Origin of the sequence: Niallia sp. RD1, from assembly GCF_024219955.1 — a bacterium.
GTDB lineage: Bacteria > Bacillota > Bacilli > Bacillales > Cytobacillaceae > Niallia > Niallia alba.
This window is the reverse complement of record NZ_CP100420.1, coordinates 1,945,986-1,966,020: the sequence shown is the minus strand read 5'-3', so window position 1 is coordinate 1,966,020 and position 20,035 is coordinate 1,945,986. Positions and strand designations below refer to the sequence as shown.

Here is a 20,035-nt window from a genome sequence, read left to right as displayed (position 1 = left end):
TGTCATTACTGATAAATATGAATATACGGTTCGTCTGCATCAACATCACGAACAATTAATGATTCTGGACCGTATACAGAAGTAATACTAACCTGTACAGAGGAATTATTATTTGGTGGAAAATGTTCCATAACCTTCCCCGCTACAAATTGGGTGAAGCCGAGCGCCTCTGCTTCTCCATAAAACTGAATTGGGATCTCGATACTTAAATTCTGCATTTTATCATTAACATAGAAGGCTCTTCCTACCACACCGTTAAAGTTTGGAAAATACTTTTCTATATCTTGTTTAAAATAAGAAAACGAGTCAACTTCTGATTTATATTTTGTATCTGAGCTTGGGAATAATACATATTTTTCATTAATGCTTTCCCAGTCACCTATACTTTTGCTGTTTCCTGCAACTTTTGAGTAAGCAAAGAAGTTTCCAGGTACAACAGAAGAGCTTTCTTTTTGTTCAAAAAGAGAAATAATGATTGGAACCTGTTCAAGTCCTTCCACCTCTCTAATTCTTTTTACTACTTCTGCTGCAATTTTCTTTCCTTCTTTTTCAAGCTTTGTTCGATCTAGTTTAAGTTCTTTTGCCGCTCCCTTTTCTTCATAGGAATAGACAGAATTCATAGCTAAACCAATTGATATTCCACCAAGCTTCAAACTATTATCATCGGTTTTCACTAAGTAATCATGCTCCAGTATATGGGCTAAATAAATAGGCTCTTTTCCGTTTTCCTTGCCAGCTGGATTTAAGCCTTCAGCATTCTTACTTGATTTTCTCCCCAGCCAATTTGAAATCAAAGTACGATCTAAATACTGCCCTTCTTGGAAGAAGTATTTTTCTGGGTCATAGGCATTTTGTGCTATTCGCATTAAGCCTGTTTCAAATTCGGCAATATCATAGCGTGTATTTAAATTATTAACAACTAATCCCCTTGCTTCAGAGGCTTTAAATGGAACAACCACCTTATAATAATCGTCGGAGATTTTATAGTTTGGCAGGATGGCCGTTTCTGTTGTATTACTATCTACATCTTCTGTCTTTACTTTTTCTTCTTTATTAAAGTTTGGTGCACAAGCTGATAGGATCAATACTAGTACCAATAACATCATCACGTGTTTTTTCATTCATTAAACACACCTTTATTTTTCAATTCTTCCATAAGTCTTTCCTCATCCCAAACTTCAATACCAAGTTGCTCTGCTTTTGTTAGTTTGCTGCCTGCATCTTCTCCTGCAATAACCAAATCTGTTTTCTTGCTTACACTTCCTGTTATTTTCCCACCAAGTAATTCGATTTGTTCTTTTGCTTCATTACGAGAAAGTTGTTCTAACTTTCCAGTTAAAACGATTGTTTTGCCAGCAAAGACGGAATCTGCCTCTTCTGTCGGTACTGGTAATGGACCTGTATATTCCATATTAACGCCATAAGCTTTTAACTCCGTAATTAATTCCAATACTTCTTCCTGTTCGAAAAAAGTGACGATGGAATCAGCCATTTTTTCCCCAATTTCATTAATGGCTGTTAAATCCTCTTTGGTTGCTACCATAAGCTGATCCATATGTTTGAACTCCATCGCAATCGTTTTTGCTGCTTTTGCTCCCACATGTCTAATCCCTAAGCCAAATAATAGCCTTTCAAGGGAATTTTGTTTTGAATTCGCAATTGCCTGTAATAAATTATTAACAGACTTTTCGCCCATTCTTTCTAATTGAATCAATCGTTCAAATTCCAATGTGTATAAATCGGCAACATCTTCAATTAATTTTTCAGAAAATAATTGGCTTATTACTCGTTCACCAAGTCCATCTATATTCATTGCATTTCTAGAGACAAAATGAATTAAGCCTTCCCTGATTTGCGCTGGACATTTTGGATTGATACAGCGTAATGCCACTTCTCCTTCTAAACGGACAAGTTCACTAGCGCATTCCGGACAATGAGTAGGCATTAGAAACTCTACTTCTTCTCCAGTTCTTTTTTCCACTAGAACATTCACTACTTCTGGAATAATATCGCCGGCTTTTTTGACAATTACCGTGTCACCAAGTCTAATATCTTTCTCACGTATGAGGTCCTCGTTGTGTAAAGAAGCCCTTTTCACTGTTGTCCCAGCAACTTTTACTGGTTCTAGTAATGCTGTTGGTGTTACAACACCGGTTCTACCGACATTTAGTTCAATATTAAGAAGCTTTGTCATTACTTCTTCTGCTGGGAATTTATAAGCTATTGCCCATCTCGGACTTTTCACTGTTGTTCCAAGCTGCTCTTGATGAGCTAAATTGTCTACTTTTATAACAATACCATCTATTTCATATGGCAAGTGTGGACGTTTGTCCTGCCAGCTGTCGATGTACTGTATAACATCATCAATCGTTGTACATTTTTTTCTTTCTTTGTTCGTCTTAAAACCAAGTGTATCTAATAAATCAAGACCTTCGCTATGTGATTGGACACCAGTCTCACCCACATCTCCGATTGCATAAAGAAAAACATCCAGATTACGTGATGCAGCGATTCGTGGATCTAATTGGCGTAAAGAACCTGCTGCAGCGTTTCGAGGATTTGCAAATGGTTCTTCCCCAGTTTCGTCTTTTATTTTATTAAGAGCCTCGAATGATTTTTTCGGCATAAATGCCTCTCCACGAACTTCTAAACTCACCGGTTGATTTAAGCGAAGAGGAATGGAACGAATCGTTTTTAGGTTGGCTGTAATATCTTCACCAGTCGTTCCATCCCCTCTTGTTGCGCCTTGCTCAAATAAACCATTTTCATATCGAAGAGAAACAGCAAGTCCATCTATTTTTAATTCACAAACGTACGAAAAATTATCGCCGATAACCGCGCGGACCTTCCGATCAAAATCGCGTAAATCCGCCTCATTAAATGCGTTCCCTAGGCTCAACATTGGTTTTCGATGTTGAACCTTTGAGAACATATCCAATATTTCTCCACCAATTCGCTGGGATGGTGATTCATTGGTTTTTAAGCTTGGAAATTGTTCTTCCAAACGAATCAATTCATTTAATAATGCGTCGTATTCTGCATCAGGAACAGAAGGATTATCCAGAACATAATATTCATACCCATATTGATTTAATAAATTATGCAGCTCTTTTACTCGCTTTTCTGCAAGGTTTTGTTCCATATACCCTTTTCCTTTCTTCCTTATCCTTTTTGAATCGGTGCAAATTTGGCCAATAGTCTTTTAATGCCTACTGGACTAGGAAAAGCAATGTCTAGCTCTTTTGAATCGCCTTCTCCTTTTACACTAACAACCGTACCAGTACCCCATTTTCCATGAACAGCTTTGTCTCCTATATTCCATCCAATCCCTTCTCCACCTGTAGCAACAGTAGCAGGACGAATAACAGCCTTTCTTGTTGGCTGTTGTTGCACATAGGAGTTTCGAGTTCCACTTTGTGATGGAGCCATTCTTTGTCGATTGTTAACTGGACTTAGACCTTCTAGTAAATCTTCCGGAATTTCTTTAACAAAGCGAGATGGTGGATTCATATTAGTACGTCCAAATAACGTTCTCATCTGCGCATTTGTCAAATATAATTGCTTCTCTGCCCGTGTAATCCCTACATATGCAAGGCGGCGTTCCTCTTCCATTTCCGTTTCTTCCATTAAAGAACGGGAATGAGGGAATACGCCTTCTTCCAAGCCGATTAAGAAAACTATTGGGAATTCTAAACCTTTTGCTGAGTGCAGCGTCATTAAAACAACAGAATCTGCTTGTTTTCCATCTTCATCTAATTTATCAATATCAGCAACCAATGCTAGATCTGTTAAGAAAGCAATTAATGATTTATCATCGTTTGCTTCTTCAAAGTTCTTCGATACTGACATAAATTCTTCAATATTTTCTAATCTGCTTTGCGCTTCAATCGATTTTTCTGCTTTTAACATGTCTACATATCCAGATTTATCGATAACTTCTTCAACTAGCTCTGTCACAGATAAATATTCCTGCATTCTCGTGTAATTTTGAATCAAATCACGGAATTCACTCGCAGCCTTTGTAATCTTGGGACTTAAGCCAATTAATTCAACAGCTTCTAATGCTTGATACATGGACATATCATGCATTGCTGCGAAATTCGCAATCTTATCAACCGAGCTAGATCCAATTCCACGTTTAGGAACATTGATTACCCTTTGGAAACTAATATCATCATCAGGATTAGCAATTAAACGTAGATAAGCAAGCGTATCCTTAATTTCCTTTCTATCGTAGAACTTTATACCTCCAACAATCGAATATTCAATATTTGACTTAAGAAGCATTTCCTCCATTACACGGGATTGTGCGTTCGTACGATAAAGTATAGCTATATCTGATAAATTAAGGGAACTTTCTCTTCTTAATTCTTGAATTTTCCCGATAACAAATTGTGCTTCCCCTTGCTCACTATCCGCTCGGTAATAGTAAATCTTGTTGCCATCTTCATTTTCTGTCCATAAGTTTTTATCTTTACGACCAGAATTATTAGCAATTACCTGATTTGCAGCCTGAAGAATGCGTTTTGTGGAACGGTAGTTTTGTTCCAACATAACTACTTTTGCATTCGGATAATCCTTTTCAAAAGAAAGGATGTTTGAAATATCAGCACCACGCCATGCATAAATGGACTGATCGGAATCACCCACTACACATAGATTGCGGAATCTGCTTGCTAGAAGCTTTACAAGCATATATTGCGATCTATTCGGTTGCGATAGGTAAGACTTTGAAGTAATCTCCATCTTTTCCCCCGCTTAGCACCGTACGTGAGACTTTCACCTCATACGGCGCCCCATCAACTACTAGCTCGTTACATTATCAATTACACAGTTGCCCACTTTTTTACGAAGAGCGTTAACTTTACTCAGTTGTTCTTCATTAAGATTCAGTACATTAAGGTACTTATTAATGGCGCTTTCCTTTACCGCATGGATTAACTTATGGACTTCCTTACATATAAATATAAGGTTTTGATAAGCGTCCGTTCCACCTTTATTTCTAGGCTTTTTATGATGGAGTTCCATTTCCCCAATGATTAAATCTTTACGTGTTATTGCACATTTACCTAATTGAGCAATATATTTTGAGAGTCGATTGTCATTGTATTCCATACTCTCCGATTTTATTGGGTTTTCCATCAAATAATGTACCATGATCGGTGGTACAGCCTCTTGGCTATTGTGAACCAAGATTCGTCCACTTTCGGTATAAGAGTTTTTCTCCTGAGTAAAGTTCAAAGGGCTTTTGTGTTTCACCCCATCTATCGGGAATAAAATCATGCCACACGCAAAGAATTTCTTTTTATTAAGATAATCTTTATATGCTTTTTGAAAGAATGGTGTGATAACTCCCTTTGAACTCTTTGCTTTTTTAAGCTTGTTATACAGGATTCGTTTGACTGAGTAAGAAATTTCACTGAAATCCTTTGTCGTATGTGTCGCATACCGATAATAATTGTGAATTCCCAAGATAGTTGAGTTAAATTTAGTTACTTCAGCCTTATTCGGTTTTCTTCGAATAAATTCAGCTTTTGTTTTTATTTTCTCAATTACCTTGCGTCGTGATTTATCTGTCATATGCGATTTAACAACACGCTTTTTGCCTTTTGGAACTACTTTGAACTTAAACCCTAGAAACTCCGAATAGTTCTTACGTAAATTGACTACTCTCGATTTCTCATTGCTGATTTCAAGGCCTAATCTTTCCTTTAACCACTGCTTAGAAGATTCAAATATAATAAATGCGGTTTTGTGGTCTCGACAAAAGATTTTAAAGTCATCTGCATATCTTACAATAAACATTTCCTTTAACTTGGTATACCTTTTAAGGGTGGCGTATTTCACCGTTTGGTCAAACCGCTGTTTTCCACCAATTACACGTATCTTTGTGTAATCCTTTCTCGTCTTAAATGTTTCCCACTGATTACTTATCCACCAGTCGAATTCATTCAATACTACATTTGAAAGTAACGGAGAAAGAATTCCTCCCTGTGGAGTTCCCTTAGTAGGTTTCCCAATTCCTTTAACCTCAGCTTTGAGCATCTTACTTATAATCGAAAGAATACGTTTATCCCTAATTCCAATTGTCCATAGTTGTTTAAGCAACTTCCCATGATCAACGTTATCGAAGAAACCTTTAATATCAACATCTACTACATAATGTAGTTTGTTTTTGTTTGCTAATGTTACAGCCCTTGAATATGCGTGGATTTGACTCCGATGAGGTCTGAATCCATAGCTATGTTTATGAAAGCGAGCCTCGCATATAGGTTCAAGAACTTGTAATAAGCATTGTTGAATAAGTCTATCTTCAATAGTAGGAATTCCTAAAGGACGAATGCCGCCATTTGGCTTTTGGATTTCCTTACGTTTCACTTTATGAGGTTTATAATCATCTAGGCGATTTTTAACATATTGTACAAGCATATCAGGGCTTCTAAGTCCGATTTCGAATATAGTGTTTTGATTCACTCCTGCTGTCTTACTTCCCTTGTTTTTCTTGATGTTACGAAAAGCAAGTTTAACATTTGCAGGGTTTACAACTAATTCATATAACTTATTAAAAGTTTTTCCTTCCGAACTTAGCTGATATAACTGGTCAAACATGTCTTGCGTGTTGTAATACTCATTGTTTCTCAGCTTTTGACTTTTTAACTCCTTCGGCTTTGCATGGGTTTCAGTCAATTACTCACCTCTTTACATTCCCAAATTGGGTTTGTAATTTCAGCTTTCATTTCTCTTAGTCATACTCGAACCTGAAATTTCTGTGATAATAATGTCGTCTTCTAACAGTTGACTAATGGCTATCCCTCCACTGTTTGTTATCACAGTTTCTTTGGTACTGTGCCATTACCTTCACCGACATAAAAGAGGTTATACATATACACTTTCGACATATATGCTTTCCCTGCTACCGCTTCATAGAGTGCAAACTCTCCACGTTATCGGCTTACCACGTTCCAAGAATCCTATCTATTCATTCACAATCCGTAGGTGATTCCTCTAGCCCTGTTAGCTGGATGGTGCCTGTAACACCATAAGGTATTTCATAAAGACAAATTTTACTCTACCTCACTAACCCCGACATGCGGGACTATCCATTTCGAATAGCTATACCTCTAGAGCCGTACATTCGGAATTTCGTCAATAGATGGCTGTGACATCTAATTTCTCACCATAGACTATCTTGTAGAACCCCGGTCTATCAGCCATACCCTCTGCCTCCAGAGAGCTTTCCTCGTCTTTCTCGTTAGGATGACCTTCAACCGACTTCACCGAGCTTATAACCTTCAAGTGTTTTGCACCACCTGAACGCTATTCGGAGGATTAGGCGAGCCTTTCAGGGCGTTACCCCATCATTCGACTCTTCAGATTCTTAGTTCTCCTAGCTTTAAGCTAGTGGCTAATCTTTTCAATTAGCAACGTGTCGCACTATCCTGATACTCATCCACATGAATATATTGAAATTTACGCTGATAGTATTCCAACACTTCTGGTACTCTTTGAAAAAGATGGATTGTCTGCATAATTAAATCATCGAAATCTAACGCTTGGTTTTTGCGTAAACGTCTTTGATACTCTGTATATACATCACTAACAATTTGTGAGAAGTAATCGCCTGCAGTCTTCGCAAATTCTTCTGGAGTAACGAGTTCATTCTTTGAAGAACTAATACTTGCTAGAATAGCACGGGGATCATATTTCTTCGGATCAATATTTCGGTCTTTCAATATACCTTTAATAACAGACTGCTGATCTGTTGTATCCAATATCGTAAAATTCCGGTTATAGCCAATTCGATCAATATCTTTTCTTAAAATGCGTACACACATAGAGTGAAAGGTTGATATCCATATATCTTCACTTGCGCCACCTAAAACAGCTGCAATCCTCTGACGCATTTCCTTTGCTGCTTTATTTGTAAACGTAATTGCCAAGATATTGTATGGATTCACTCCCTTTTCCACCATAAGATAAGCAATTCTCTGTGTTAAAACTCGAGTTTTTCCACTTCCCGCTCCAGCCATAATTAACAAAGGGCCATCTGTTGCTTTAACAGCTTCCTTCTGTTCAGGGTTTAATCCATTTAATATTTTATCTGTTAAAAATTGCATCTTTTCACCACCATAAGAACATATATTCTATTTTAACTTAGATTTATTGTATATTCAACGATTGCTCTTTTTTATTTCAACAGTACGCAATGCAGCAGATAAATCTTTGTAAATAATATTTCCGACTACCACGACATCTGCATAGTTTCCCATTTCCTCTGCTTGTTCTAGCGTTTCAATTCCTCCACCATAAAACAGTACCGTTTCGTTCAACTGACTTTTAGCTGCCTTTACAAACGAAGGGTCACCATAGGCTCCACTGTATTCCAGATAAAAAATAGGCAAATGAAACATTTTCTCTGCCATCAATGCATATGCAGCAACGTCCTCTTCGGATAAATCCATTTTCGCACTCGTTAACTTCGCTGCTTTACAGTCTTTATTTAACACACAATAACCTTGGATTAAGAATTCATCCCAATCCATTAGTTCTCCATATTCTTTTACTGCTTCATGATGAAGACCAGTAATCCATTTTGTATCAGTACTATTTAAAACTGTAGGAATAAAATATAAATCAAATCCGGGTGAAACCGAATCTATTGTTGACACTTCTAATATACAAGGAACCGTGTAACGACGGACACGAGCCATTAGGTTTAGTACATTATCTAACGTAATACCATCCGTTCCACCAATGATGATTGCATCTGTACCAGATTCACATAAACTATCAAGTGCCTCATCAGAGATATCCTTATTTGGGTCTAATTTAAATACATGACGCCATTCGCGCACATCATACATGCAAACTTCCTCCATTCTAACCATTACATCATTTCATTATAGCATTAGATATTCCATCAAAAAAGAAATCCTTCTGTTTAATTGCTTGTAAATATTTCATAAACATTAGAAAAGGGCAAACACCTTGCTTACCGCCATACAAACGGGAATGGTATCGTCTGAAATAAAGGAAACACGGTGAATGGTCAGAAAGCCCATCAGCACCTGGGGATCGGAGTTAAACACCAAATTAACTTCCAAAACCTATTCTTTTTCAACTCTTAAAAAGAATAGGAGGGAACCTCTCTTTTTACTATTGGACGAAAAGGAATTCTCGATTGTTTCATTTTTAACAAAGTAAATATATTTAGATTTCTTCTAGAAAAGGTTAATTTCCCAATAAAGTGAAACTTTCATCAGTGGGGGTTTTCCTTCTTCTCCCACTGATGGTTAGTTGAACCAATCGGACCTTTACGGACAGTTGCTCTCCCTCCTATCTTCCTCGTATTCTCATAAGCTTGAGGCGGGAGGCTTACTGGCCGTTAAGAGTGGGATAAAGTGAAACTTCTATCAGTGGGGTTCCTTCCTCCCCACTGATAGTTAGTTGAACCAATCGGACCTTTACGGACAGTTGCTCTCCCTCCTATCTTCCTCGTATTTTCATAAGCTTGAGACAGGAGGCTTACTGGCCGTTAAGAGTGGGATAAAGTGAAACTTCTATCAGTGGGGTTCCTTTCTCCCCCACTGATAGTTAGTTGAACCAATCGGACCTTTACGGACAGTTGCTCTCCCTCCTATCTTCCTCGTATTTTCATAAGCTTGAGGCAGGAGGCTTACTGGCCGTTAAGAGTGGGATAAAGTGAAACTTCTATCAGTGGGGTTCCTTCCTCCCCCACTGATAGTTAGTTGAACCAATCGGACCTTTACGGACAGTTGCTCTCCCTCTTATCTTCCTCGTATTTTCATAAGCTTGAGGCAGGAGGCTTACTGGCCGTTAAGAGTGGGACAAAAAAAGGACTGTCCAAAAAGAGAAATCTTCAAGTAATAGGAGGTAGCGAGGCTCGTCGTTAGCTACGTACATATTATCTTGTGATTAAATCTCTTATTTAGGACAATCCTTAATTCTTATTCTTCTGCTTTTGTCGGTTCTTCTTCCTTAATACGTGATAGTGCTAATTCGTATGCATCGTTTCCATAATTTAAGCAACGTTTTACACGAGAAATAGTTGCAGTACTTGCACCCGTTTCTTTTTCAATCGTGTGATACGTATTGCCTTCTCGAAGCATCCTTGCAACTTCTAACCGTTGTGATAATGATTGAATTTCGTTCACCGTACATAAATCATCAAAAAACTGATAGCATTCTTCCAATGTTTCGAGGGAAAGAATAGATTTAAATAACTGATCCAATTCTCTTCCTCTTAATTTATCAATTTGCATAGGAAACCTCCATTTTTTCTTTTGACTCTTTTAATGAATAAGCTTTATTGTTTTAAAAACAGTTTTTATAAACCCGCAGACAGAATACACTTCGCTTTCCATGGAAGTCTACATGTATTCTGTCTACTCCGTATTAATCTAAATTTTTTCTATTGTTAACCAACAATAATCTTTTAGAAAACTGACTTTTTAAATAGTCAATCATTCTTTCCATATAACAGCATCCTTTAGTCCAGGAGTAGAAGGAATAATATTAATCCAAGTCTTCCCAGGTACAAATCCAACCTGTTTGTCTCCTTTAAATGGGAGAATGCGTCCGTCTATATTTTTCCAATTAACCTCTTGCCATTTGCCATGCTGCAATAAATAAGCCTGGCCGCCAGATGTTAAATCAATTTCTTTTCTTCCTTTATTGTCAACTACCTTATGGCTAGTCTCTACAATAAAAACATTATCAACTGCAACAGATGCATTTGTTTCATTATCTACCGTTTGTTCTCCATTTGAAAAACGAATATATTTCTGTGCATCTTCGTCATAGATAAACTGCGAATTAAAACTTGGGTTTTTACCATAATTAATACTAACCGATTTTGCCTCTTCTCCCTCCATCGCCTCTAACTCTGTTGCTTTTAGAAATAGTAAAGGTTCTGGTGCCCCTGTGAGCGAATAATTATTTGCCTTTGCGCCCTTCTCAATATTGGCAAAGCTTATGTAAGAATTATGAGGAGCAACTCGGGCAGAAGACCTTTTAAAGAGGGTTCCATCATACTCCATCCCATTTAAATTATCAATATAACCGTTAGTAAGTAGCTTTTTCGCTTCCGGACTATATCCATGGGCAATATACAAGCTATTATACCCCTTTGCTAGCTCGATATAATAATCTCGGGAACTACGGACTGGACCAACTACCTTAGGCTTATAACTTTGATAAACCGCTAGAAAACGAGTGACTTCCCCTTCTGCTAATAATTCATACACAATATCTGCATCTGTAAGTCCTGTTTGGGGTCTCGCATCAGGATGATTATTAATCATAACAGTAACTGCACGGTCTGTACTTTCGGTGTTGCTAGGCAACCCAGTAAGTGGATACAAAGTAGCAAGATCTTCTAGCCCTTGATCATCTTTGACGCCATTTCCAGTTTGATTACCATTATGATTGCTTACATCCTTTGGTTCATCATTACAAGCAGTTAAGGTAAGAAGCAGAAATAGAAAAACAAACAAACTTTTCTTCATAGTCCCCTCCTATTTTTCAATCGACACAACGGAATGCTTTGTGACTTTAAAACCTACTCCCTTTTAGGGAGCAGATCTTTACTTATTAAATATATCAGAATATTCTAATTAAACAATGGGACTCTTTTATATTTTAACGCATTATCGCTGGAAAGAGTACATTTTTATTCATTACATCATATAATCCTTTTTGTGTTATTCGAATATATGGTAAATGGGTAGAGGTAAAAAATACAATCGTATAAATTGGATCCTCATATTGATAGCCCTTGTCTTTAATGTATTCCAACAATTCCTTTTCTTTTTCAATAAGTTCTGCCATTGGCATAGAAGCCATCATACCTCGTAATGGCAATGGAATTTCAATATCTACCTTGCCATTTTTCACTAGTACAATTCCTCCACCTATCTCTTTTAATCGTTCAAATGCAGTTATCATATCTGCCTGACTTTTTCCTAACAAAACAATATCTCCATCCCCAGTATAAGAACTAGCCATTCCTCCAATTTTATTTGTAAATCCTTTTAATAAAGTGTTTATTCGCCATTCTCCTTCTCGATCGAGCAGCATAAAATAACATTCATCATGTTCCTCTGTCAGAATAACATCAGAGACATTTATAGAGATGGAATATGGTTTTGTAATGACCGCATTCTCCAAGCTAATTCCAAATGGCATCGAAAATTGCATATCAAGGCTATTAACACTCCACTTTATATCTAACGGACTTAAGTCAAATTGCTGCCAATCAACGGTTGGATATGCTTCTTTTATTGCCTTTCCATCTTTTTTCACCCAAATTCCTTTTGCTAATACTGAGACAGGCGTTGGATTATTTATATCCTGAAGGAAATTGATATTTGCCACCCTACCTGTTGCAATATTTCCATGCATATGTTCAATCCCATGATATTTTGCAATATTAATGGTTGCCATATTATAGGCGTCTATTACTGGAACATGATTCATTGCTATTTGAATTAATTGATCAATATGCCCATTTTCATAAAAAGAAGATGGTGATCCGTCTGTTGTTAACATAAAATAATCATACTGATCAATTCCTAATTCTTTAATTTCGGTTAATAATTTTGGTAAATCTGGCCGAATAGAAGAGTAACGAAGGCTTACTTTATATCCTTGAAGTAAACGATTTAGCACTTCTTTTCCTGTCATCGCTTCATGATCACTATCTACTCCTAGTAGCATTAATTTTGCTAAGGTTTTCTCAGATGCACCTGGAAAATGTCCTTCGATTCGTTTTCTTAATCGTTTTGTCTCCTGCATCCAATGAAGCATCATATCGTCACCATCTAAAAGCTTTGGCCATCCCGTTAATTCTCCACCTTGAATAACCGCATCATGCTCCAGCCAGCTTTTCACATTCCCATGGGAAAAGACTTGTTCTTCCTCATTTAGTTCTGTTTGAGCATCATATCTACTCCACCATAAAATGGTGGAAGGTATCTCTTTCATAAACTCCAAAAAAGTAAACGCTTTCTTTTTTTCTAACTGCATAGCCAAAACTAGGTTGTCATTCACATGTATAGTTGTTCCAAATTGTGATGTATATTGAGCTAAGGTTAGGGGATTATAAATTTGAAAAGGATGCGCATGTGGTTCCATGTATCCTGGAACTAAAAAGAAATCTGTGCAATCAACAACTTCTGCTTGATCCATTCGTTTTGGCATATCATTGCCCACATAAATGATTCTATCTTGATAAATCCATATATTCGCTATAAGCCACTTGCGTAAAATCTGATTTAAATAAGTGGCATTTATTAGAACCACTGTGGGGGATTTTTCACCATTCAAAATGGATACATGGTCACGCAAAACTTTGTTTTTCCATCGATATCGCTGAGCTAACACTACGCTTCCTCCCTTTTCATATCTGTCTCATGTATATAAAAATGTAGCGAGTTTTCTTTAAATGACTGGGAATTTGCAGGTAATTCCCGAAGATTAACATTATTTTACCATATAAAATAGGAAAACATATTACCGTTTTGTTAAATTTATGTAGGAGGACCGAAACTTATGAATCCAAAACAAAATATAAGTTTAATTAACGCGCTGATTCGCATTGCTTGCGGCTTTGCATTTCTCGCATGGAGTACTGCCAAGATGTCGAGGAAGCCATATAGACAATCCTACTTTCTGATAGCATTGCTTGCTGGAATGAAAATCGCTGAAGGAATTGTCCGCTATTGCCCGGTAGTTGCTCTTTATGAAAAAAAGGACACCATCATGCCTAAAGTTCAACATAAAAACAGTTCCCATACGGAATCCCATCATAATGAGAAAAAAGATTCTTCCTCCACTATGGAAGTGGAAAATATAATGGAACAATTTAGTCCAGAGAAAATCTTTTCCCCAGATGATATGAAAAAATAAGTAATTAGTAAAGGGCGATCCAATACCTATATTCGGGTAGCCCTTTTTTGCATGTAATCAATAGGTTTAGGAATGGCTTAACGTGGTAAATTCAATAACACAAATGAAAGAAGGAGCTGTTAACAATGACAAATCCGAAAAATCCATTAGATTTATACTATACAGAGGAATTTCCAAAACAATATCAAGAGCCTCCCGGTGTACAAGCTAAAATGAATCCACAACCTGACTGTGGAGAAACAAGCTACAAAGGATCTGGAAAATTAAAGAACCGAAAAATACTAGTAACCGGTGGTGATTCCGGAATTGGCCGTGCAGCTGCCATTGCCTATGCCCGCGAAGGTGCTGATGTAGCGATTAACTATCTGCCTGAAGAACAAGAGGATGCTGATGAGGTACAAAAATTAGTTGAAGCAGAAGGGCGAAAGGCTGTTCTAATACCTGGAGATTTAAGTGATGAAAGTTTTTGTAAAGAATTAGTGGACAAAGCCTATAATGAGCTAGATGGACTCGACGTATTAGCCTTAGTTGCAGGAAAGCAACAAGCGGTCGATGATATTATGGAGCTTTCAACAGAACAGCTTCGTAAAACATTCGAAGTAAATGTATTCTCTTTATACTGGGTAGTAAAAGCAGCGCTACCATACTTACCAAAAGGTTCTTCTATCATTACAACTACCTCTGTTCAAGGCTATAACCCTAGTCCGAACCTATTAGATTATGCACCATCCAAATTTGCTATCAATGGCTTTACTCGTGGACTTGCCAAACAATTAGCATCTAAAGGAATCCGCGTAAACTCTGTAGCACCAGGCCCAATTTGGACGGCCTTACAAATTACTGGTGGCCAGCCAAGTGAAGCCATCCCAACATTCGGTCAACAAGCGCCATTAAAACGTGCTGGTCAGCCAGTTGAACTATCGAGCATTTATGTATTTCTAGCATCCGATGAGTCTAGCTATGTGACTGCCCAAATATATGGTATAACAGGTGGAATTGAATTAGCTTAATCCTGTCTTCCAGTTGTTACTGATAGTGGGAGTTCCTCTCTCTATTGCCTATTGCTTTTATTTTTCATGCTTTTGGGCACTTAGGGGCTCTCTCTGTTACCTTTTGCTTTTGTTTTTCGTGCTTTCGGGCATTGAGGGGCTCTCTCTGTTACCTTTTGCTTTTGTTTTTCATGCTTACGGGCACTGAGGAGCCCTCTCTGTTACCTTTTGCTTTTGTTTTTCATGCTTACGGGTACTGAGGAGCCCTCCCTGTTACGTTGCTTTTGTTTTTCATACTTTCGGGCACTGAATTATCAAAAACAACAAAAAAATCCCCATATGCAATCACCAATAAAGTGCCACATACAGGGACATCTCCTATTTAATTGCTTTAAATCCAATATCCTTACGATAGAAAACGCCATCGCTTTCTAATTTCTCTAGTTCTTTATAGACTTTATCCTGGGCATTTTTTAATGTCTTGCTTTTCGCGGCAACTAACAAAACGCGTCCACCATCTGTTGTAAATGCACCATCTTCATTAAGGTTCGTTCCTGCATGAAAAATAGAGACATCTTCCATTCTATCTAAACCTTGAATAACAGCGCCTTTTTCATAAGCATCTGGATAGCCTTTTGATGCAATGACGACACCTATCATATCCTCTTCATACCATTCAATAGTTGGCGTTTCTCCATTTAATACTGATAAGATAACTTCTACAAGATCAGACTTCATTCGCGGTAAAATAACTTGTGTTTCCGGGTCCCCTAGTCTTGCATTAAACTCAATTACCTTTGGACCTTTGTCTGTCACGATTAAGCCAGCATATAAAATGCCTGTAAATGTTCTGCCTTCTTCCATCATCGCTTTTGCAGTTGGCTTCACAATTGTCTCAATGGCTGTTTGTACGATTTTCTGATCAATGTGCGGGACAGGGGAATATGCACCCATTCCCCCTGTATTCGGCCCTTTGTCTCCATCAAAGGCACGTTTATGATCTTGAGCAATTTCCAATGGAATCACCGTTTCTCCATTCACAAACGACATTAAGGAGAATTCTTCACCAGCTAAAAATTCCTCAATAACAACGGTTGCAGAAGCGCTGCCGAATTTTTCACCAACAAGCATGTCCTTTATGCTAGCTAGTGCATCTTCCATATTCATTGCAACAGTTACACCTTTCCCTGCTGCTAGTCCATCTGCTTTAATAACAATTGGTGCACCTTTTTCCTCAATATATGCTTTCGCTGCCTCATAATCAGAAAAAGTTTGGTATTCTCCAGTTGGAATATGGTATTTCTTCATTAAATCTTTGGCAAAGGATTTACTTCCTTCTATTTCAGCAGCACGTTGATTCGGACCAAATACTTTTAAGCCAGCAGCTTGAAATTGATCTACTACACCAAGAAGTAACGGTACTTCAGGACCAACAATGGTTAAATCAATTTTTTGCGTTTGGGCAAAATCAACTAATTTCGCTACCTCCGTTTCCTTTATTGCAATTCGTTCTGCCACATCGTTCATTCCGACATTTCCTGGCGCTACAAAAACTGTTTCTACTTTGTCACTTTCGCTTACCTTTGTACAAATCGCGTGCTCCCGACCACCACGGCCAATAACAAGTACATTCATCACGTATCCCCCAAGCTTAAAGATATAGCTGTTTTCGTATACTCTGTTGTTTTCATCCAGTCAGTTAACGGTAAGAACAATTCCGTTCCATTACGCTACAGACACTTGCTTCCGCGGAGAGGAGACTGAGTCTATCGGTTCTCAATCTTTCCTCTCCTAAAGTAACAATCTCATCTAAAACAGTTGAAGATATTAATGTTTGAAATGTCTTACTCCTGTCAATACCATCGCAATTCCATATTCATTTGCCTTCTTGATTGAATCTTCATCACGAATACTTCCACCCGTTTGGATAATAGCTGTGATTCCTGCTTTCGCTGCTGCTTCAACGGTGTCATCCATTGGAAAAAATGCATCAGACGCTAACACTGCTCCAGTCGCTTTTTCGCCAGCCTGCTCTAACGCAATTTTTGCAGAACCGACGCGATTCATCTGGCCTGCTCCAACACCTAGCGTCATTTCTTTGTTATTTACTACAATGGCATTTGATTTAACATGCTTCACGATTTTCCAACCGAACTTCAGTGCTTCCCATTCTTCCTCTGTAGGTTTCTTCTCTGTAGGAATCGTAATCGCTGCATCGTCTAAAGAATAGCGATCGAAATCCTGTGTTAATAACCCACCCTCAATAGAAGTAAACTTCATTTCTTTACTGCTACCTGTTCCAAAAGGAATCGTCAATAATCGAATATTTTTCTTTCCTTGTAAAATTTCTAATGCCTCTTGAGAATAAGAAGGAGCAATGACAATTTCTAAGAAAATTTCATGTAATTTTTTTGCAGTCTCAGCATTTACTTCTCTATTTAATGCGATTATGCCACCAAAGATAGAAACTGGATCTGCTTCATATGCTTTAGAGAAAGCTGTAAAAATATCTTTCCCTGTTCCAACCCCACATGGATTACTGTGCTTGATAGCAACAGCAGCAGGTTCCGTAAACTCCTTAACGATTTGAATGGCCGCATCTGCATCATTGATATTGTTATAAGAGAGTTCTTTTCCGTGTAATTGAGTTGCGTTTGCAATCGAAAATTCCGATCCTAGAGGCTTGCGGTAAAATGCTGCCTTTTGATGCGGGTTTTCTCCATAGCGTAAAGATTGCTTTAGTTCATATGTAACTGTCAATTTCTCTGGTGTTTCCTCTTGCGTAAGTTCTGTCATATATTCTGCAATCATCGCATCATAAGCAGCTGTATGACGGAATACTTTCGCTGCAAGTTTACGTCTTGTTTCAAAAGCTACTTCGCCATCTTGCTTTAATTCCGCAATAACCGTTTGGTAATCAATAGGATCAACCACTACTGATACATACTGATGATTCTTTGCCGAGGCACGAAGCATTGTTGGTCCGCCGATGTCAATATTTTCAATTGCATCTTCTACTGTTACATCTGGCTTAGCAATCGTTTGTTGGAAAGGATATAAATTAACACAAACGATTTGAATAGGGTCAATTTTGTGTTCTTCTAATTGTGTAGCATGGCTAGGCTCATCAAATTTAGCAAGCAAGCCACCATGAATATACGGATTTAAAGTTTTCACTCTTCCTTCCAAAATTTCAGGAAAGCCAGTGACTTCACTTACACTCATTACAGGAATCCCACTATCTTGAATGGCTTTTTTTGTTCCACCTGTAGAAATCAACTCAAAACCTAATTCATGCAGCTCTTTTGCAAAATCTGTAATACCTGTTTTATCAGAAACACTAATTAACGCTCTTTTTTTCATCATTATTCCTCCTGATATTTCATGCCTGTTAATTTCTTAAGTATAATGTCCGTACGTCTATTGATGGAAAGCTTCTTTATTATAAAGCAAGTGCTGGATTACCTTTGGATATAGTTGGTGCTCCAATACTTGGATTTTCTCCTGAATGCTTTCCCTTGTTTCTTCTTCTGTTAAAGTAATTGCCTCTTGCGCTATAATTGGTCCTGTATCCATCCCCGCGTCCACATAATGAATCGTAATGCCCGTTTGTGAAACTCCTGCCTCTAAAGCTTGACCAATTGCATCCTTACCTGGAAAAGCTGGCAGAAGAGACGGATGAATATTGATAATTTTTCCTGCAAAAGCTTGTAAAAGCGTACCACCTACTAATCTCATATATCCTGCAAGAACAATTAAGTCAATCTTGTTCGTTTTTAGATGTTTTAAAATTTCTCGTTCGTAGTCTGCTTTTTCTTGATAATTCTTTGCTGCAAAAACAAAGGTGGGAATTTCTTCTTTCATCGCTCTATCAATAACATAAGCTCCCGGTTTATCAGAGACTAATAGGGTAATAGAAGCATTCAATTCGCTTCGTTTTACTGCATTTACTATTGCCTGAAAGTTCGATCCGTTACCAGAAGCAAAAACAGCAATCCGCTTCATTTCCATTCCTCCACCATTATTTGAGGATGATCTTTATTTCTCCATCCTCTGTAACTCTTCCGATTGTATAAGCCTTTTCACCAATACGAGTAAAATGAGCAATTACTTGTTCCTCTTCTTCTTTACTAACAGCAAGGACCATTCCAGTTCCCATATTAAAAATGTTATACATTTCCTTGCGGTCAATCCCGCCGATTTTCTCCATTTTTTTAAAGACAGCTGGGACTTCCCAATTCGATTCATCCAATTCCATTCCAAATCCCTCTGGAAGCATTCTTGGAATATTTTCGATAAATCCGCCTCCGGTAATATGAGCGAGACCTTTAATATCAAATTCCTTTAGAGCAGAAAGAACTGGTTTGACATAAATTCTAGTCGGCTTGATTAATTCTTCTCCTAATGTACAACCAAATTCTTCGATATAATCAGATAGAGACATATTAGCTTGTTCAAAAAATAATTTTCGTACAAGGGAGTAGCCATTGCTATGAATTCCATTAGAAGCTAGACCAATCAAGACATCTCCTGCTTGAATTGTTTCACCAGTTATCAGATTTGCCTTTTCACAAGCTCCTACAGCAAAGCCTGCTAAATCATATTCTTCCTCCTCATACATTCCTGGCATCTCCGCTGTTTCTCCGCCAACCAAGGCACATCCGGCTTGTTCACACCCGTCTGCAATTCCTTTGACAATCGCCTCGATCTTACTAGGCTCTGCTTTTCCACAAGCAATATAGTCAAGGAAATAGATAGGTTCTGCTCCTTGGACTACAATATCGTTTACACACATTGCCACAGCATCGATTCCAATCGTGTCATGCTTATCCAGCATAAAAGCGAGCATTAGCTTTGTTCCTACTCCATCTGTTCCTGATACTAAAACAGGATTTTGCAAATTTAGAACAGATAAATCGAACATGCCCCCAAATCCGCCTAATCCACCCATCACGCCTGGACGAATTGTTTTTTTTACATGCTTTTTCATTCTTGTTACTGCTTCATAGCCTGCCTCTATATTAACTCCTGCTTGTTTATAAGCCTCAGCCATTTTGTGCCTCCTAAAAAGTCTGTTTTGATTCAATGGAAAAGCGACATCTACTCATGCCGCTTTT

Annotated in this window: 13 protein-coding genes and 2 pseudogenes; 2 read left to right on the top strand and 13 right to left on the bottom strand. The window is 37.9% G+C overall.

The window, feature by feature from the left end; translation table 11 throughout:
* Window positions 1-5: 5 nt before the first annotated feature.
* The 9 genes and pseudogenes from NKG37_RS09350 to NKG37_RS09310 form a co-directional block, all read right to left on the bottom strand.
* Complete coding sequence (locus NKG37_RS09350) at window positions 6-1,121, bottom strand: CamS family sex pheromone protein (protein WP_016205049.1); 1,116 nt, start codon at window positions 1,119-1,121, stop codon at window positions 6-8.
* Entirely contained in the window at window positions 1,118-3,142 is a 2,025-nt protein-coding gene (gene ligA, locus NKG37_RS09345; RefSeq protein ID WP_254416130.1) for an NAD-dependent DNA ligase LigA, read from the bottom strand. Before ligA ends, NKG37_RS09350 begins: the two co-directional genes overlap by 4 nt.
* A 20-nt stretch (window positions 3,143-3,162) precedes the next feature.
* Window positions 3,163-4,710, bottom strand: a pseudogene (locus tag NKG37_RS09340) (3'-5' exonuclease); the annotation flags it as partial.
* Window positions 4,711-4,806: 96 nt separating this feature from the next.
* Window positions 4,807-6,687 carry a group II intron reverse transcriptase/maturase gene (ltrA, locus tag NKG37_RS09335; protein WP_318010528.1) on the bottom strand — a complete coding sequence of 627 codons (1,881 nt, stop codon included), beginning with the start codon at window positions 6,685-6,687 and terminating at the stop codon, window positions 4,807-4,809.
* A 746-nt stretch (window positions 6,688-7,433) separates the two neighbouring features.
* A pseudogene (locus NKG37_RS09330) lies at window positions 7,434-8,117 on the bottom strand (UvrD-helicase domain-containing protein); the annotation flags it as partial.
* A gap of 54 nt (window positions 8,118-8,171) precedes the next feature.
* Window positions 8,172-8,864 (bottom strand): heptaprenylglyceryl phosphate synthase, encoded by a 693-nt coding sequence (locus tag NKG37_RS09325; protein WP_101729556.1) that lies wholly within the window; start codon window positions 8,862-8,864, stop codon window positions 8,172-8,174.
* Window positions 8,865-9,968: 1,104 nt separating this feature from the next.
* A complete protein-coding gene (locus NKG37_RS09320) occupies window positions 9,969-10,283 on the bottom strand; it encodes a YerC/YecD family TrpR-related protein (RefSeq protein WP_016205045.1) in 315 nt (104 codons plus the stop codon).
* A gap of 201 nt (window positions 10,284-10,484) precedes the next feature.
* Complete coding sequence (locus NKG37_RS09315) at window positions 10,485-11,528, bottom strand: DUF3048 domain-containing protein (RefSeq protein WP_169187780.1); 1,044 nt, start codon at window positions 11,526-11,528, stop codon at window positions 10,485-10,487.
* A gap of 133 nt (window positions 11,529-11,661) precedes the next feature.
* Window positions 11,662-13,404, bottom strand: a complete 1,743-nt coding sequence (locus NKG37_RS09310) for an adenine deaminase C-terminal domain-containing protein (RefSeq protein ID WP_224428162.1) — start codon at window positions 13,402-13,404, stop codon at window positions 11,662-11,664.
* A gap of 168 nt (window positions 13,405-13,572) precedes the next feature.
* On the opposite strand from NKG37_RS09310, the gene NKG37_RS09305 reads away from it, so the two are divergent.
* Both NKG37_RS09305 and NKG37_RS09300 read left to right on the top strand, forming a co-directional pair.
* Window positions 13,573-13,929: a YgaP-like transmembrane domain gene (locus NKG37_RS09305; protein ID WP_016205042.1), complete on the top strand. Its 357-nt coding sequence runs from the start codon at window positions 13,573-13,575 to the stop codon at window positions 13,927-13,929.
* A 125-nt stretch (window positions 13,930-14,054) separates the two neighbouring features.
* On the top strand, window positions 14,055-14,939 hold the full coding sequence (locus NKG37_RS09300; RefSeq protein ID WP_016205041.1) for an SDR family oxidoreductase: 885 nt from the start codon (window positions 14,055-14,057) through the stop codon (window positions 14,937-14,939).
* A 357-nt stretch (window positions 14,940-15,296) separates the two neighbouring features.
* Here NKG37_RS09300 and purD read toward each other — a convergent pair whose 3' ends face one another.
* The 4 genes from purD to purM form a co-directional block, all read right to left on the bottom strand.
* Window positions 15,297-16,553, bottom strand: coding sequence for a phosphoribosylamine--glycine ligase (purD, locus tag NKG37_RS09295; protein ID WP_224428161.1), 1,257 nt, complete (start codon window positions 16,551-16,553; stop codon window positions 15,297-15,299).
* A 192-nt stretch (window positions 16,554-16,745) separates the two neighbouring features.
* Complete coding sequence (gene purH, locus NKG37_RS09290) at window positions 16,746-18,281, bottom strand: bifunctional phosphoribosylaminoimidazolecarboxamide formyltransferase/IMP cyclohydrolase (RefSeq protein ID WP_169189596.1); 1,536 nt, start codon at window positions 18,279-18,281, stop codon at window positions 16,746-16,748.
* Window positions 18,282-18,338: 57 nt separating this feature from the next.
* Window positions 18,339-18,923, bottom strand: coding sequence for a phosphoribosylglycinamide formyltransferase (gene purN, locus NKG37_RS09285; protein WP_016205039.1), 585 nt, complete (start codon window positions 18,921-18,923; stop codon window positions 18,339-18,341).
* 16 nt (window positions 18,924-18,939) lie between these two features.
* On the bottom strand, window positions 18,940-19,971 hold the full coding sequence (gene purM / locus NKG37_RS09280) for a phosphoribosylformylglycinamidine cyclo-ligase (RefSeq protein WP_016205038.1): 1,032 nt from the start codon (window positions 19,969-19,971) through the stop codon (window positions 18,940-18,942).
* Window positions 19,972-20,035 lie beyond the last annotated feature (64 nt).

Excerpts from the sequence above, each read along its gene's own strand:
- NKG37_RS09350 (WP_016205049.1), bottom strand. The coding sequence starts at position 1,121 with ATGAAAAAACACGTGATGATGTTATTGGTACTAGTATTGATCCTATCA.
- ligA (WP_254416130.1), bottom strand. The coding sequence starts at position 3,142 with ATGGAACAAAACCTTGCAGAAAAGCGAGTAAAAGAGCTGCATAATTTA.
- NKG37_RS09325 (WP_101729556.1), bottom strand. The coding sequence starts at position 8,864 with ATGTATGATGTGCGCGAATGGCGTCATGTATTTAAATTAGACCCAAAT.
- NKG37_RS09320 (WP_016205045.1), bottom strand. The coding sequence starts at position 10,283 with ATGCAAATTGATAAATTAAGAGGAAGAGAATTGGATCAGTTATTTAAA.
- NKG37_RS09315 (WP_169187780.1), bottom strand. The coding sequence starts at position 11,528 with ATGAAGAAAAGTTTGTTTGTTTTTCTATTTCTGCTTCTTACCTTAACT.
- NKG37_RS09305 (WP_016205042.1), top strand. The coding sequence starts at position 13,573 with ATGAATCCAAAACAAAATATAAGTTTAATTAACGCGCTGATTCGCATT.
- NKG37_RS09300 (WP_016205041.1), top strand. The coding sequence starts at position 14,055 with ATGACAAATCCGAAAAATCCATTAGATTTATACTATACAGAGGAATTT.
- purD (WP_224428161.1), bottom strand. The coding sequence starts at position 16,553 with ATGAATGTACTTGTTATTGGCCGTGGTGGTCGGGAGCACGCGATTTGT.
- purH (WP_169189596.1), bottom strand. The coding sequence starts at position 18,281 with ATGAAAAAAAGAGCGTTAATTAGTGTTTCTGATAAAACAGGTATTACA.
- purN (WP_016205039.1), bottom strand. The coding sequence starts at position 18,923 with ATGAAGCGGATTGCTGTTTTTGCTTCTGGTAACGGATCGAACTTTCAG.
- purM (WP_016205038.1), bottom strand. The coding sequence starts at position 19,971 with ATGGCTGAGGCTTATAAACAAGCAGGAGTTAATATAGAGGCAGGCTAT.